The following is a 16,260-nucleotide window of genomic DNA, read 5'->3' as shown; positions in this document are numbered from 1 at the left end:
TGGGTCCGTTAGCGCGACTAGCTCGGTAACTTGATAATGATGCATGTTCCGGAATTAGATTCTGTTTCACACTCAATTACGCCATTAAAATACTGAGTGACAATTGCGAGTGCAACACTTAGCCCTAAACCCAAGCCTTTTTGGGTGCGATTACCGACAACAAATGGATCAAATACTTTATCTTTGATTTCATGTGGAATACCGCTGCCGTTGTCCGTGACTTTAATCGTATATCCAAGTTTTGAGGCTTGAGCTGATATAATCACACATGGGCTTTGCATTGAGTTATCAGCAAAGGCGTGGTAAAACGCATTTTCTATTACAGGTTGGAAAACCTGCTGTAACAACCTTTCAGGCGCGGTGATAGCAAGTGCTTCGGGAATATCTAAGGTAATATCAATATGTGGGTGTTGATTGGCAAGCTCACTCACACATCGTGTGATAAGTGGCTGTAAGTAAACAGGCTTTACTTCTCCTTCAAATCCAGTATTAGTGATGATTTTGAGCTTGTCGATAATACCTGTGATCCGCTCGGTACTATTGACGACGAGCTTGGCACAACTCTCGATATTTTCTATCGAATGCAATAAAGCAGACTTGGCGATTTCATTTTTATTGACCCTTTGTCTTACTCCTTCGACAAGCAATAGTTGGTTACTGGAAGCGGTCATCGCGACGCCAATCGGCGTGTTAATCTCATGGGCAAGTCCTGGGATCAATCGCACCAACGTTGCTGACTTTTCGGCGTTTATCAGGCGCTTTTGAGTCTCACTGAGTTCACTGATCGCGTGATTAAGTGCATTGTTTTTTTCTATTAACTCTTCAGTTTGGCTTTTTACCTCCGTATTTAGATAATCAATAATACTTTTACGGATGGCCGAGCGAGAGTTGTACAACGCGATGAGGCTAAGTAATAGCAAGATAAAGCAAACAAACGCGGCGCCATAATAGGACTTTACCTTTTTATTGCTGCTTGCAAGAAGTGAGCTGAAATCCAGCTCTCTGCGTTCTAAAAAGGCGTTGATGTGCGTCATTATTTGTACTTTACTTTGGAGGTAAGCCTCGCTGTACAAAATATTTAGGGCTTGCTGATTTTTCCCTGCTGCCACGAGTTCAAAGGCTTCACGCTCAAGTGAGACGAGTGCTTCACTTTTATCCTCTGCATTTCGCAACATAGTTAATTCATCCGCAGAAACCCCGTTTTCTAATAATAATGTCAGCAGCGCTTTTGGTGCTTCTTTTTCAAATGGTGCTTGACCCTCTTTGACCAGTAACATGTCCCAATAGACGCGGTGCAAATGCTTAGGGCGAGGGGAAGTGCCGTTACGGATCGTTAAGATCTCATCAAAAAATTGCTTAAACTTAGGGTTGCCCGTGGCGGCATAAGCCCGCGCCATCATGGTGAGTTGATCTGAGCTGAGTCTTAACTCTTGGGATAAACGAACAAGATTAAAGTTTCTTTCTATTTCTTGCTCTTGCGCTTCTTTATTGACGAATGCCAAAAATGTGAACACCACAGAAAGAAAAAAAAGCAGCATGGAGAGCGCTGATATATGGTAGAAGTACTTAAAGCTAAACGACTGACTTGGGTGAAGTATGTTGCTTTGACTGGCTGCCATGTATTCAACGTTGTTAAGACTCGAATACACAAAGTATAGTTAACCTAAGCTCGGAATAACAAGTTGTTCTGTGGCCGTTGTCATCCTATGTTCTGGTTGGTCGTTCTATGTTTTTGTCACATTGCCGAAGTGAGAAAGCAGCCAAATGGATAACAAGTATTTGGCTGCTCGATGGGTCTAGTCGAATGTAAGTACAATCCTGCCATTGATGTCGCTATTGAGCATATCGTCAAATATATCATTGATTTGCTCAAGTGGCTTGGTTTCAATAATGGCTTTTACCTTGCCCTCAGCAGCAAACTGTAAGCATTCGGTGAGGTCTTGACGGGTACCAACGATGCTGCCAACAACACTGATACCTTTAAGAACGGTATCAAATATAGGAATAGGCATTTCCTCTGGTGGTAAGCCAACGAGCACGCAAGTACCGCCACGCTTCACACTGTTAAACGAAGTGGTAAAGGCAGGTTTTGAGACCGCGGTGCAAACCACGGCTTGAACGCCCCCTAGCTTATTTTGCATCAACTCTGCGGGATCGCCCTGCTTAAAGTCGATACATAAGTCGGCGCCAAGCTCTTTTGCTAGTGCTAACTTTGATTCGCCAGTGTCAACTGCAACTACATTCAGCCCCATTGCTTTGGCGTATTGCACTGCTAAGTGACCAAGTCCCCCTACGCCAATAATGGCAACCCATTCACCAGGTTTGGCTTTCGATACTTTTAGTGCTTTATAGGTGGTGACGCCCGCGCAGAATAGAGGTGCGGCATCGACAAATGACAAGCCTTCGGGGATTTTTACCACGTAGTTGGCATCGGCTTTACAGTACTGTGCGTAACCGCCGTCGACGGAATAGCCACTATTTAACTGCTCTGGACATAAGTTTTCGTCGCCTTTTAGGCAGTGTTCACAATGACCGCAGGCGCTATGAAGCCAAGGTACACCCACTCTATCACCAACGGCTAGATGTTTAACATCGTCAGCTTTTGCGATAACGGTACCCACACCTTCGTGACCAGGCACTAGTGGTAATTTAGGCTTAACTGGCCAGTCACCATGACAGGCGTGTAAGTCGGTGTGACAAACACCACAGGCGGCTATTTCAACGATGACCGCTCCTTGAGTAAGTTGCGGTTTCTCAATTTCTTGAATTTCTAACGGTTGTTTAAATTGGTGCACTAACGCTGCTTTCATCTTTTTGCTCCTTGATTGAGTCGATAGTAGCTTAGCAGCTATAACTAGGAACAATTTGATCCGAAACAATGAATGAGGTGAGAGTAAATAACCTGAGCTGCGGATAATTAATGCCTTTCTAGCAGCCAGTTTTAGCGCTAACTGCGTTGAATTCACTTCCAATAGCCAGCTATTGGTGCGTAAATTCGCCTTGCCTACAGGATGTAGGTACCTTAGCGAGAGCAGGACGCGGAAGCGGTGTTTTCCCTAAAACTTGCTGGCTAGACAAGGAAAAAACTAAGTTGTGCTTTAGCAACAATGAGTTGGAACATTCCTTATCCAAACCTCAGGTTAAATAAAAATGGCGAGCATAATGCTCGCCATTTCATTACTTAATTACAAAATGTAGGGTGTTATTTTCTTCTACGTAGCAGCGCTAGTGGTGCAGCTAGTAGTAACCAAAATAGTGAACCACTTGAAGATTTTGATGGTGTCGGCGTAGGCGTTGGATCTGGAGTCGGCTGTTCTGACTCTTCATCCATTAAGTTTGTTACCTCGACCATAATTTTCGCAGGCTCAGATACATTGCCACCGGTATCAGTCGCCACGACTTCAAGCTCAACGCTTTCTAGTCCTGAGTCGAAGTCTAGTTGCTCGCTGTTGGCGACAATGACCTGTCCTGATGAATTAACCGTGATAGCTGAAGAAGTTGAAGCAATAACAATAAACTCAGAAACTGGGTTCGCAAAGTCAGATGCGTATTCAACCTCTAGCTGGCCAATAACGGTATCTACTGCTGTATTTTCCTCGACAGAGAATGACTGATCAGCGGTGATGATTGGCGCTTTCGCTGATTCTTCTGACGGAGAAACAATAACTGGCACCGCCCCGTTACTTGATAGAATCATGAAATCATTGTCGGAGAAAGTTAGGTTTGCTGACTCACCAGGTGCAAGCTCTGTTACTTCATTACCAGCATCATCAACGAGCATAGCTAAACCTTCCGCTTCAGTTGTAGCTACTTCCATTGCTGGTGCTTTTATCATAAAGCTATTCGCGAAAGCTTCATCTAATGAGTTAGAGGGGATAGGCATCCAAGTCTCTTCTTCCGTGCGGAAGCGAATTTTGGCTTCCACTCCAGTTGCGATCTGCTCGGCAGTAAGTCCAAATGCATCGGCACAACTGCTCATGGTGACGAAATTATTACCTGATGCAAAGTTAATATTAGTAATAAAACCGCTTCCTGAACCATAACCATGAGTAAATGAGATAGCGCTACCAGATAGGAAATTGCCAAACCATTCTTGCTTGCCGTTTTGAACAGTTACATCATAAGTGCCATCTGGCGATGTCTCACCTTCAGCTGGCAAATCGAAATCAGCCATAAAGCCACCTTGATAAGTGTGGATAATAGGTTGATTAGTAACCATGGTCGTGAATAGCATGTAACCGGTATCACAAACGCTAGTTGGAACTGAAGTTGTTTCTACAGAAGCACCGATTATATCTAAACGTTCGCTATCACCTGTTTCATCTTTTGCAACAGTTGGAGCGAAAAATGGCTCTAAAGTCGCAGCGCCAGTATTGGTTAATACGTGTCTAGCACCTTGGTCATCAACGACAGGCATGACTTTAGCATTCGCGGCGGCTTTTGGTAGCACATGATAAACCAAGTGCAGCGCTTTTGCGTCGCCAGACATAAAGTTCAATGCACCATCAAGCTCTAACGTTGTAAGGTCGTGTGTTGCATCCAAGAATGCCATGTTGGCAGAAGTTAATGTCCACTCAGGCAGTTTAGTTGGATCTATAGTTGCTGTGACGTCAAACGAGATGGTTTGTCCTGCAGGAACGGTGATCGACTCAGGAAAGGCCATACTGAGTGCACCACGCTCTGCGTCGTCAGCAAATCGCTGCTCATATGCCAATGTATAGGTCTGTTCTTGATTCGAGAAGTTTTTAACGACTACCTTCTTGGTGATAGATGAAGTTTCAGATAGTGACACCAAGCCAAATGATAGCGCTGCTTGCATCGTATCTTCAGCCCATGCTGCAACTGGAAGGTTTGCCGCTTTTTCAACATCTACAAGACCTGAGCCGATAAAGCTGATTGGCGCAAGCGCAGCATTTGGGTTTTGCGAGCGAGGCTCCATGGTAACATCTAAGTTAGCCGCGTTCATTAATGTTGCTTTTAGTTCAAAACCATTGCGATTTGGTAGTGCTTCTTTAAGCATACTCATGGCTCCAGCTGTAATAGGGCCAGAGAATGAAGTTCCACTTGCTGGAGTGAGTCCATCACCAAGGCCTGGATGTGCAGTCATAATGCTAACACCTGGCGCTGTGATTTCAGGTTTTAACCTTCCGCTGATAGAAGGTCCACGAGAGGTAAATGACGCGATCATGCCTTCTTTTAGAATGATTGTGGCATTCACATTATAGGCAACATTGTTTCCAGCCAATAACTGTTGTTTAAGTGCTTTACCTTGGCTGTAGCTCAAACCAATAGTTGGGATCTCAATACCTGGAGCACTGCCTCCAGGCTCTGTTGGACCACCACCTTCAACATTATTGGCAATCATAACCAATTTAGCGCCCTTCGCTTGGGCGTTTAGCACTTTTTGGGTGAAGTTACATGCACCGCGGTCAACGAGGACAGCTTTGCCCGTAAAGTCGACCTCATCTGCAAAAGGATCACAAGCAATAGATGTTGCATCTCCGCGGTCGTTCTTTTCAGTCTCAACAAATGCTAGCGGGGTTGTGTCGCTACTAAATTCAAACTCTTCAAAGCCCTCAGGGTTAAAACTTGCCGCACCAGCTTCAGTCGTTTCGCCCATCAAGGACGCTAAAATGTGCTGACCTTTTATGACAGAGTGCTCCATAGCACCAACAGAAAGTGCATTATCTGTTGTACTTGGGCCACCAACTATAAATGGTGTAGGGCCATCATTACCTGCTGAGATAACAACGTTAGTACCTAGCATCACGGCTTTATCGATAAGTTCTTGAACTGCACCTGCACGATTATCGCCAAAATCTCCGCCTAGTGACATGTTAACAACATCTACTCTGTCAGAAATATCACCGTCCCCATTGGGATCCATTGCAGATTCCAACGCTAAAAGTTGAGCCAAGCCAGGGCAAGTTTCTGCACAGACGGAGTAAACAAATAATTCAACGTTTGGTGCGATACCTGTTACTGAATGAGAAACGTGTGTACCGTGGTTAGTACCTGCATCAATTGGATCTGGATCGTTGTTGATAAAGTCATATCCACCTAATACTAAGCCTTGTGGCCAAGCCGGCGTATCTGCAGGGTTGCTTGCAGCAGCTTCATACGCTTCAACTGTGCCAGGGCCACCAAACGCTTGGTGGGTGTAATCAATACCCGTATCAAGTACCGCAACACGAACTCCTTCACCTGTAACTTCACCAGTGGAAACTAAAGGCGTTGCCTTTATGTAGTCGGCACTGTCTGCCACATTCAATTTATAATCAAATACAGGTAACACAGAATGTACCAATGGATTGTGTAGTAGTTTGTTAACTTCAGCTTCTTCGCCATTGACGATAATTGCATTAGATAGCTTAGACGTTTTAGCGACAACCTGCAGCGTAGGACTAGTGCTAGCGATTGCGGTTTCTACGCTCTGTTGAGCTTGCTGAATACTTGATGTTGCATTTTTGACGTTAATACCAGTAAGGCTTTGTTCTGCAATAGAAGGTGTGTGTAATTTAACTAACCACGTAACGACGTTGTGAGTTGATTTTCTCGCCTGTTTGTTTTTAAAATCGGGATATTGGCTTTGTAAAGGAGGTTTGTTTTCAAAATTATATTGATTGTACGTCGCAGCGGTAACGGTAGAAGAAGATAAAGCTGTCACTACGGCGATTGCGAGTGCTGACTTATTTAGAGTTGACATCGGATTTCCCCATCATACTTGTTATGATTTTTATTTGTTTTGTTTACATCCTGGATCAGGATTTGAACAAATATAGTTCCTTTTTGGGTGTTATTTCAACTTTTTGTTACGGAAAATGGGATTTTTAATTTTTTAATTCTTTTGTCATTAACAATTTCATGACGTAGGATCATTAAGTGGGGAATATGCCTTTTCTCATTGTTTCGAACGTTGCTGAGATGGTGAAGCCAAAATGCATTAGCAACACAGCAAGTTAATTGAATATTTTTATTGCTAATATTTTCACACTATTCTTAAATAATAATTCATTAAAAAGAAGTCGTTAGCCCAATAAATCTTATATATCGCAGGAAAGAAAATGGATCTTAATAGCTTTAATCTCGGATGTTTAGCAGGAATTTTTTCCGCAAATAAGCAGTCTCCTGAATTGACTGTATTGTTTGACGAGTTCGTGCAATGTTTTGGTAAATTGAGTGGCGTTGATACTCAGTTTGATTTGAATGATTGGAGTAGTGTTCACACTGAGTATGGTGTAGCCATTTCCCCTGTTCAGGCCGCTAAATGTTCTCAAGAACAGCTGCGTAGTTTGGTTTTTATGCAGGGCGTAAAAGCAGCGATTGAAGATAAATTGAGTGAAGGCTTATCCGAAGTTCGTATTTTATACGCAGGCACCGGTCCCTACGCCACGCTATTGCTTCCATTGTTAGCACTACGCCCCAGTCTTCCTATAAAAGCTACCCTACTTGATATACACCCAGAAAATGTCGTAGCGGTGAAAAAGTTAATTGATACTTTTGATGTCGAGCACTGTATCGAACAGCTGGTTTGTTACGATGCATTAAAATGGCAGGGTGAAGAAAAATGTAGCTTTGATATCGTGATTTCCGAGACGATGACGGCACTACTAAAAAGAGAGCCACAAGTTTGGATCTTCAAGCATCTATTTCCCTACCTCAAAGAAGACGGTATTTTGATCCCTGAGTCTATCGCATTATCGGCAACATTAAATAGAAAAGGGGAGCAAATACACATTGGAGAGTTTTTTAACTTACAGAAATCTTCGGTACAGAAACTCAGTGGTGGTGACGATACGCTATTAAGTGGGAAGCTGGTTATCCCAGATAGCCACCAGCCAGGAGATGGCTTTAAGTTGCAAACGGATATCGTCGTTTATGATAGCTACGCACTTGGTGAAAATGAATGCAGTCTCAATATTCCGTTTACCATCCCATGTGAAGCAACTAATTTATCAGCTGGCGCTATTGTCAAATATGCATACGTCAATTATGAATCTCCCGAGTTCGTGTTTGAATTCCCATCACCGCCGAGTTTCGTGCAAGATAATTGCCTTGCGCCCATAGATGAACAGGGAAAGCTTGGCCTTGTTGGAATAAAAAGTGTTTTTCAGCATTCTCAGCTCATCAAGTATGGTAAGAATATGGCTATGCCTGAAAATCTTTGGTTATGTCAGCAAGCTTTGTGTGATGCTTTTAATGTTTCGCTTCAAGATTGGCTAGCGAAGCTCTATCAATCCGTTACTTTAGAGGCTTTTGAGGAGTGGCTAATGGAACAAGAATCGAGATTACAGGATAGCCTTTTTATTAGTGAACTTAATTCGAAACTTTTACTTAAGTATAAAAGCGAATGAGATGGTCACATTAGTTCGAGGTGTTTTTACACAACTTCCAGCTTTGAGCGAAATGGAGAATGCGGATGATAATAAGGAATTTATCTTGAGCAATTCGCTGCTTGCTCATCAGCAGTTATTTTCTGAATCCAACATACACTATTTAACAATCCACTCAGGCAGTGAAATAGTTGGCTTTATTATTTTAGCCGTTGAACTAGAACTGAAAAGTGTTGAATTTCGCCGGATTGTGGTTGCTAAAAAGGGATTGGGAATAGGGCAAGAAGCGATAAATCAGATGGAAAAATATGTGTTAGAGGAGTTGCGTATAACGCGCATTTGGCTAGATGTATTTGCTGATAATACACGAGCACAACACATATACCAAAAGCTTGGATATCAGCAGTTCGATACGATGCCTTACGACAATAAAATCCTGTTATTATTCGAAAAGCACTTACATTAATGTCTAAATCAAGTAACGAAAATTATCAAAAATGGTTAGCTGTATATGGGCGGTTAGTGGAGTTTTCACTCGAGGATTGGCTGCTTATGGCTCCGTATATAAAAATCGGTCATATCACAGCCGATACGATGCTATTCGAACAGGGTGAGAAAATCTCGAGTGTTTATTTCTTATTAGATGGATATGGACGTTATTTCTACCTAGATGAAAAGGGTAATGAACGGAACAAATCTCTGCTACAGAAGGGCGGGGCATTCTCTTGTTTATCTTGTTATCTAGAAGAGCAGCCGAGTCCATTTTCAACGCAAGCGCTAACGGACAGTGTGATTGCCGAAATTCGCTATGCTGACTTAGTCACTGTATCTGAGAAAAACCTCAACTGGGGGCGGTTTGTGCGCAAAATTTATGAACAGTTAGTGCTTAAAAAAGAGAAACGCGAAGCGGCGTTACTCCAGTTAAGTGCAAAGGAAAGGTATTTACGCTTTATCACAGAAAATCAAGCATTAAGCCGCTCGGTTGCATTGCGCCATATCGCGATGTACCTTGGGATCACGGATGTATCACTGTCGAGAATTAGAAAAGAGCTTGGCTTAACATAGGTTAAGGCGCAGCAACAAAATTCGCATTATCTTATCTTTAATTTTTGTCCTACAGATAAGGAATAACATCATGCAAAAGCTACTGCCTCCTATTTTACTGCTTTTATTTGTCATATTGATGCCTGTGGTGTGTTGGTTAACTGCTGCACCACATTTTATTTATTACCCTTTCAATCTATTAGGGTTAGTACCGATTGCTTTGGGGTTTGCACTGGCCAAGTCGGGCAGCACGATATTCGCGAAGGAAGAAACCAATATTATGACTTTCAATAAGCCTGATAAATTAGTGGAAGCTGGGGTATTTCAATATACCCGCAACCCCATGTACCTAGGTTTTGTCATTGCATTACTGGGCTATGCTGTATTAACCGGTGGTGCACTTGTGTCATTTTTGTTTGTGATTGCTTTTTTACTTATTGCCGACAGATGGTACATTCAATTTGAAGAAAAGATGATGGAACAAACTTTTGGAGATGCCTATTTACGCTATCAAAGGAGAGTGCGTCGTTGGCTTTAAATTCCAAGCATAAATGAGGATAAAGTGGTGCAAGATATTGATTATTCAAAATCCCTACAAACAATCGTTGGTAAGGTGGTTAGAGTGTACCAATCTGGAGATATGCTTACCCAAGATCATCAACCTCAGCGACTCAATATTGAGTTAAACGACGCGCAACAGGTAGTGCGTATGTGGTGGGGATAGCCCCGCCCAGTTTGTATATTGATTGATGAAGATGGTGTATTTCGTCCAATAATATGACTATAGGTATTAAGATGCATATTGGCCTAGTTAAGGTATTTTTTGTTTTAGCCACGTTCACGAGCCTAGCAGTCTATGCCGTTAGCTACGATGAAATAACAGATATTGATGCGCTGGCGGCGCATTTTGATGAGCCGACTTTTGAACAACACTTTTCAGAGGAAGGTATGGAATTTATTTGGTTTTACTTTAAGGATATTGACCACTCTTTTTTGATTAATACTGAGACTGGAGAGGTCTGCCATCATTTTAAAGGCAAAAAGAGAGAGTCTTGTTTTCCGGCAAGCTATTTTGAGTAAATCTGTGTGAAGGAGCAGCGATGTCACACTCTAGTTGTAATTTAGTCCAGTCCCCTTGCATCAGAAAGTGTTGTTTGGATGATAAAGATGTGTGCTTAGGCTGCTTTAGAACGTTGGACGAAATCACCGGCTGGACAAGTTACAGCGAAGATGAAAAGCTCAAAGTCTTAGCGCATTGCACGAGGCGCAAACAGCAACATACTCAAAAATATAAAGGAAATTAAATGAAATTGGTAATTGGGACCGAATCAACTTGGTCATTAAGAGCGCTGTTATGTGCGTCTATCCTAGATATTAAGTTAGACATTGAACTTATCGATTTGACTTCTTGTGATGACAAAGCAAAGTTGGCCAATGTATCGCCGACTAAACAAGTACCAGTTTTGCTCGTGGAAGGTCATGTCATTACTGATTCACTCGCGATTGCAGAGTTCTTCAACGACCTTAGTGAAGGCGGTTTGCTGCCACAAGACCCTTATGAGCGTGCACAGGCACGTAGTCTTGTCGCTGAGATGCACGCTGGCTTCACTGCGCTACGCTGTGAATTACCTTTTTCTTTCACGCCAAATACGTCAATAAATTTGTCGGATGCGGCAAAGCGCGAACTAAAAAGGGTAGAGACTCTTTTTGCTGCGGCTCACTCCCCATTTATGTTTGCAAAGCCAACTATGGTCGATGCATTTTATGCTGTGCTTGCTTATCGTTTATTTAGCTACGGTATTCAATTGGCGCAGCCCGCAACGGAATATCAGAATGAATTGGTTGCATGGCTTGAAGCTCGCAGCGTATTGCACTTAGTGCATCCGTAGTTTTATAGTGAATGCGAAAGTACCGTATGAATCTTGAATTTAAAGACTAAGCAAAAGTCGAAGTGCCAAGTTACGCAAAGTAATACTGCTTAATAGTGTGTTATTACCAGCCACAGTACTTGGTTTTGTCTACCTGCCAGACTTACTCCAAGCAAACATTAATGGTGCTGGAAAACTCATGGCTGCCGTGGGGATGGGGCCAGCTATTGCATTGGTTTATAGCATTATTATTGGTGTGGCGGAGCAACAGTTTGCCCGGTTTGATAACCAAGGTATTACCTTTGGTGGTCCTGTCTCTGGTGAAACCTTTTGCAACTGGCTCGGCGTGCGTGAGCTGACATTGAGCGACGACCAAACAGCGTTGCACGTACAGAGTTCAGGCTTGAATACTACGGTGATGTTTCCATTAAAAAAATATGGAATTTCGCTCTACGATTATCAGCAAATACAAATGTTTCGCTTTCGACACAGTTATTAAGTTGTTAGTGTCTCGATTTCGACACATGTTTTATCGAGTACGAACTCAGCTCTACTGTATTGTATTGATTCTTATATAAAAAATATTTGGCCTAAAATTTGATTCATCATCTGTATTCTCAAAGTGGAGTACAGAGTATGGATATAAAACTGGCGAAAACAAAGCGCATGCCGCTTAAGAAGCTCGCATTGCTTGTTATTGTGCTACTTGTGGTCGGTTTGGTGTTTTTTGCCAAAGCATATACCCAAAGTGCATCAAACGTGGTTTTCCAAGAAGAGTTAATCGTTGCTAAAGTTCAACAGGGCGAGTTTGAACTCAGTGTTAAGGGACTTGGCAGTCTTGCATTGGAAAAACGCCATTTGGTTACCAGTAGTAGTGGTGGAAAAGTAGTTGAAGTGTTGGTTAAACCGGGTGAAATGGTCACTCAAGGTACGCTACTTGCTCGGCTTGAAAACCCATCACTGCGCGAAGCGCTCATTCAAAAACATAGCCAACTTACCAAAATTTCAGCACAACATGAGGCCGAACTTGCAGAATTAAAGGCCAAAGTGCAAGAGGCCCAAACCGCACATCATGATGCTTTGCTGGCTTATAAAGCCGACAAAATTCAGTGGCAGGCGCAAAAAACCTTAATAGAAAAGGGCAATAGCACTATCTCTATGCTTGATCATCAACGCAGCGAGTTTGCAATGCAGCGTAGTCAAAAGCAAGTGGAGTTACAGCAAGCTAGGGTTGCCACTCAGCAAGAAGTGCAACAGGCAAAAGCCAAAGCGCAGCTGGCTGAGCAAGCAAGTCTACGTTCCGAAATAAAGCTACTTGAAGAGAATATTGCTGCACTTGATGTGCGCTCGCCAATTACTGGACAAATTCAGGATGTGCTGATTGAAGTGGGCATGCAATTGTCTAATACCAGTTCGGTTGCAGAGGTGGCAGATCCGCGTTTGCTGGTTGCTAAGATAAACATCGCAGAACTAGATGCGCCGCATGTACAAGTTGGGCAGTCGGCTACAATCGATACTTACACTTCGCGTTTTAACGCCATCGTAAAACGCGTTTCCCCAAAAGTCACCAATAGCCAAGTTGAGGTAGAGCTGAGCATTGAAGGCACTTTGCCAAGAGAAGCCAGAGATAAACTCAACATTGAAGGGGTTATTGTAACGAGCCATAAGGCCGAGGCGATATTCGTCGCAATGCCAGCCAATGCTGTTGCAAATAATCAAGCGAGCGTGTTTGTTGTTGATGAGCATCTCGCCACGAAAAAAACGGTTAAATTTGGTCAGCGTTCGGTAAACTACATCGAAGTGCTTGAAGGGCTTAATAAAAATCAAATTATCATTATTTCCGATATGGAAAAGTATACTCAAGATAGCCAAGTGCTAGTGCGTTAACAGGACATCATTATGAACTCAGTCATTCAACTTAATAATATCGAAAAGCGGTTTCAGACGGACGAAATTGCAACTCAAGCGCTAGACGGCATTAATCTCGTAGTAGAGCCCGGCGAGTTTGTGGCTATCACGGGACCGTCAGGGTGCGGCAAGTCAACGTTACTGTCAATTTTGGGCTTGATTGATGAACCAAGTAACGGCGAGTACTTTATCAGTGGTAACCAAGCATTTAATTTAAGCTCGGACGAGCGTGCTCATATTCGCGCTAATCATATCGGTTTTATTTTTCAGGCCTTTAATCTTATCAGTGATTTAAACGTGCTCGAAAATGTCATGTTACCGCTGACTTATATCGGCGGCATTAGCCAAAAAGAAATGGAGCAAAAAGCCAAAGACGCGCTGGCGATGGTGGGATTAGAAAACCGCATCAATCATTTTCCTTCTCAGCTTTCAGGCGGTCAGCAGCAACGCGCTGCAGTTGCAAGAGCCTTGATTAACTCCCCAGATCTCATCCTTGCCGATGAGCCGACCGGTAACTTGGACTCAAATAATGCCCAGCAAGTGCTAGGGTTGTTAAGCGATCTTCATGCTGCTGGAAAAACGATTTGTATGGTAACGCATGATATCGAATCTACGACTTACGCTAGCCGTGTTATCTCTATGCTAGATGGCACAATTTTAAGAGACAAAAAGCAGCTTGAGCGCGCAAGCAAAGTCGTTGGAGCTTAGTATGGGATTACTTCTAGACTTTCGTTATGCACTGAGAAACATCGCCAAATCAATGCGCTTTACGTTATTGATGATGTTTATCATGGTTGGCAGTTTGACCATATCTTTGATTGGTTTTAACTATATTTATACGGTGGCATTTTCACATAGCCAAGTGGGTAGTGGCAGCCCAGAAATCAGGATCTTTAAGGTTCGTAACCCTATCAGCATGCAAAATCGGTTTGAATACAGCATGCTGCCACAACTACGAGAACTTGATGAAGTTAAACAACTTGAGGAGTGGCTTTATATTGCGCCGGCGAGTGTTTGGGTAAGTGACGCTGAGCGAGGCAATCATTATCGAGGCTCCTATGTTGATGAACGCTTTTTTCAGTTTCTGGACATTAAACCTGCACTTGGGCGATTTTATACTGCTGAGGACTTTGTGGGGGCGGCCCAAAATGTGGTCGTGATTTCAGACTATCTCTGGTTGCATCTATTTCAAGGTAGCAAAGACGTTATAGGGCGCACAATGGTTGTTGACCAAAAGCCTTACGAGATAATCGGTGTGATGCCCAAACACAATAACTTCCCGATATTTTCTAAACTTTGGCTGCCTCTTAAAGGCAATAACACAGCACCTGCTGATACCATCGATATTATTTATAAGATGCCAAATGAGACGGTAGAGGCGAAGCTTGAGCAGCGTTTAAGCTTATTTTTCACTGATTATGCACAGCAACGTGTTAGCCAGTCAGCACTTGAGGTAGATAAAACGGTTCGGGTTGAATCCATGACCTTGGTGGAATACAACACCGACGGTGAAGCGGTATTTATATTTACTCTGTTTATGGCTGGTATCGTACTTATTTTGCTTATTTCCTCAATCAACATTGGTAACTTACTTTTTGCCAAAATCATCGAGAGACAAAAAGAGTCGGCTATTCGGGCCGCGATTGGCGCGAAAAAATTAAGGGTGGTTCAGCAGCATGCTTGCGAGGGCTTGATCTACTGCGTTAGCAGTTGGGTGGTGGCGCTATTATTAACAGATCTTGGTTTGCGAGCGCTGAACTTTTTTATGAATATGATGTTTGGTGGCAAAATGCCGTACTGGTGGTATTGGCAGCTAAATACAGTCACCATCTTGGTGTCACTACTGCTGATAAGCTTGGTATTTGCTATTGCAGTGCTGTTACCTGCGGTGAAAACCGCTAACTTTAACATCAATGATGTACTGCGAGACGGCACGCGTGGTGCAACCGGAAAACAGGCGGGATTGATGTCAAAACGCCTACTGTCTTTGCAGGTGACCTTAGTGAGCTTTATGCTGATGGCGTCGAGCACCATAGGCTATGTGATGTATTCTATGGCGGGAAATATTGACGGCGAGACCCTCAAAGGGGTGTACTCAACTGAGCTGCAATTTCAAACTGAAAGCGAGTTTTCGAGTGATAAAGCGGTCGAAATGGCAAGCGCATTGGTCGTGGGAATGACATTGGATCCTGCCTTTAAAGAAGGGCGCGTGTATCAACGTGAGATGGAGCTTGATGTGCTAACAAGTGAGGGCGAAGTTTATACCGATAAAATCATAAATATTGAAGCGGTATCCCATCTTTTTAAGCGCGAATTGCAAAGTGGTAGGAACTTCACGGCACAAGACAACACAGAAGCGGCGCCCGTAGTGATCATTAGCCAGTCTCTCGCACACGCGCTGTTTGGCAGTGAGGAAGTATTGGGGCGCTCACTGATGTTACGTGATGCAAAATGGCCAAGCGCTAAAATAGTTGGTATTGCAGTGGATGAGATGAGCGTTGTTGCTAGCGATCGTCGTCATGAAGTCTATTTTAGTTTTCGTCAATATGCGCCAAAGGAAAATGCAATGGCGGTTAAGTTCATTACTGAGTTGCCGCCAAGCCAAAGTTACGAAGCCTTTTATCGCGTGTTAGGTCGGCTCTCAAGTAAGCTCGAAACCAGCTATATTTTTGATCACTACGACAACCATCGCTCTATGATGGGGGCGTTCACCAGTATCATTTATGTGTTTTTGATTGTGGGTGGGTTTGCCTTGACGCTTTCTTTAATTGGTATTTATGCCATGGGCCTGAGTAATATTAACAAATCTAGCTATGAAATAGGCATTCGCCGTGCGCTTGGCTCCAAAGATCGTCAGATCATGTTGTTATTTATCAAGAAAAATCTAACCCATACCGTTACAGGACTGACCATTTCTGCATTAATTTTCTATATATTATGTTATCTTGCTGTAGACTTTTTCCGCGGTATTGTGCCGTTTAGTGTTATGTTTGGTGCTGGTAGTATCACTCTATTACTGGTATTTGCTGCGGTATGCCTTGCGCTTTATATCCCGGTGAAACGCAGCATAAAAGTCCAACCTGCGGTTAGCTTAAGAATGGAATAAT

At 43.1% G+C, this 16,260-nt stretch carries 15 protein-coding genes; 12 read left to right on the top strand and 3 right to left on the bottom strand.

The window, feature by feature from the left end; translation table 11 throughout:
* Positions 1-17 precede the first annotated feature (17 nt).
* From GSF04_RS03715 to GSF04_RS03705, 3 genes are all read right to left on the bottom strand, one after another.
* The gene (locus GSF04_RS03715; RefSeq protein ID WP_211856686.1) at positions 18-1,619 is read right to left on the bottom strand and encodes a HAMP domain-containing sensor histidine kinase; all 1,602 of its coding nucleotides are present in this window, start codon (positions 1,617-1,619) and stop codon (positions 18-20) included.
* 177 nt (positions 1,620-1,796) lie between these two features.
* On the bottom strand, positions 1,797-2,810 hold the full coding sequence (adhP, locus tag GSF04_RS03710; RefSeq protein ID WP_211856685.1) for an alcohol dehydrogenase AdhP: 1,014 nt from the start codon (positions 2,808-2,810) through the stop codon (positions 1,797-1,799).
* 392 nt (positions 2,811-3,202) lie between these two features.
* The gene (locus tag GSF04_RS03705) at positions 3,203-6,706 is read right to left on the bottom strand and encodes a S8 family serine peptidase (protein ID WP_211856683.1); all 3,504 of its coding nucleotides are present in this window, start codon (positions 6,704-6,706) and stop codon (positions 3,203-3,205) included.
* A 358-nt stretch (positions 6,707-7,064) separates the two neighbouring features.
* Here GSF04_RS03705 and GSF04_RS03700 point away from each other — a divergent pair, with 358 nt between their 5' ends.
* The 12 genes from GSF04_RS03700 to GSF04_RS03645 all read left to right on the top strand — a co-directional run bounded on the left by GSF04_RS03700 (position 7,065) and on the right by GSF04_RS03645 (position 16,259).
* Positions 7,065-8,354: a phytanoyl-CoA dioxygenase gene (locus GSF04_RS03700; RefSeq protein ID WP_211856682.1), complete on the top strand. Its 1,290-nt coding sequence runs from the start codon at positions 7,065-7,067 to the stop codon at positions 8,352-8,354.
* A 1-nt stretch (position 8,355) separates the two neighbouring features.
* Positions 8,356-8,799, top strand: a complete 444-nt coding sequence (locus GSF04_RS03695) for a GNAT family N-acetyltransferase (protein ID WP_039496395.1) — start codon at positions 8,356-8,358, stop codon at positions 8,797-8,799.
* Positions 8,799-9,398 (top strand): Crp/Fnr family transcriptional regulator, encoded by a 600-nt coding sequence (locus GSF04_RS03690; RefSeq protein ID WP_039496397.1) that lies wholly within the window; start codon positions 8,799-8,801, stop codon positions 9,396-9,398. The genes GSF04_RS03695 and GSF04_RS03690 overlap by 1 nt, the downstream gene beginning before the upstream one ends.
* 70 nt (positions 9,399-9,468) lie before the next feature.
* Positions 9,469-9,915 (top strand): isoprenylcysteine carboxylmethyltransferase family protein, encoded by a 447-nt coding sequence (locus tag GSF04_RS03685; protein WP_211856680.1) that lies wholly within the window; start codon positions 9,469-9,471, stop codon positions 9,913-9,915.
* A gap of 27 nt (positions 9,916-9,942) precedes the next feature.
* Positions 9,943-10,101, top strand: a complete 159-nt coding sequence (locus GSF04_RS03680) for an I78 family peptidase inhibitor (RefSeq protein ID WP_239359693.1) — start codon at positions 9,943-9,945, stop codon at positions 10,099-10,101.
* Positions 10,102-10,172: 71 nt separating this feature from the next.
* Complete coding sequence (locus GSF04_RS03675; protein WP_211856678.1) at positions 10,173-10,457, top strand: hypothetical protein; 285 nt, start codon at positions 10,173-10,175, stop codon at positions 10,455-10,457.
* A gap of 20 nt (positions 10,458-10,477) precedes the next feature.
* On the top strand, positions 10,478-10,681 hold the full coding sequence (locus GSF04_RS03670; protein WP_130127601.1) for a DUF1289 domain-containing protein: 204 nt from the start codon (positions 10,478-10,480) through the stop codon (positions 10,679-10,681).
* Positions 10,682-11,266 (top strand): glutathione S-transferase N-terminal domain-containing protein, encoded by a 585-nt coding sequence (locus GSF04_RS03665; RefSeq protein ID WP_130127602.1) that lies wholly within the window; start codon positions 10,682-10,684, stop codon positions 11,264-11,266.
* Positions 11,267-11,363: 97 nt separating this feature from the next.
* Complete coding sequence (locus GSF04_RS03660) at positions 11,364-11,744, top strand: hypothetical protein (protein ID WP_249122332.1); 381 nt, start codon at positions 11,364-11,366, stop codon at positions 11,742-11,744.
* Between the two features lie 137 nt (positions 11,745-11,881).
* The gene (locus GSF04_RS03655; RefSeq protein ID WP_211856676.1) at positions 11,882-13,132 is read left to right on the top strand and encodes an HlyD family efflux transporter periplasmic adaptor subunit; all 1,251 of its coding nucleotides are present in this window, start codon (positions 11,882-11,884) and stop codon (positions 13,130-13,132) included.
* A gap of 12 nt (positions 13,133-13,144) precedes the next feature.
* On the top strand, positions 13,145-13,861 hold the full coding sequence (locus GSF04_RS03650) for an ABC transporter ATP-binding protein (RefSeq protein WP_211856674.1): 717 nt from the start codon (positions 13,145-13,147) through the stop codon (positions 13,859-13,861).
* A gap of 1 nt (position 13,862) precedes the next feature.
* Positions 13,863-16,259: an ABC transporter permease gene (locus GSF04_RS03645; protein ID WP_211856672.1), complete on the top strand. Its 2,397-nt coding sequence runs from the start codon at positions 13,863-13,865 to the stop codon at positions 16,257-16,259.
* The last annotated feature ends 1 nt before the right edge of the window (position 16,260 follow it).

Origin of the sequence: Pseudoalteromonas sp. A22 (genome assembly GCF_018141345.1) — a bacterium.
Taxonomy (GTDB): domain Bacteria; phylum Pseudomonadota; class Gammaproteobacteria; order Enterobacterales; family Alteromonadaceae; genus Pseudoalteromonas; species Pseudoalteromonas maricaloris.
This window is presented reverse-complemented; position numbering and strand designations above follow the sequence as displayed.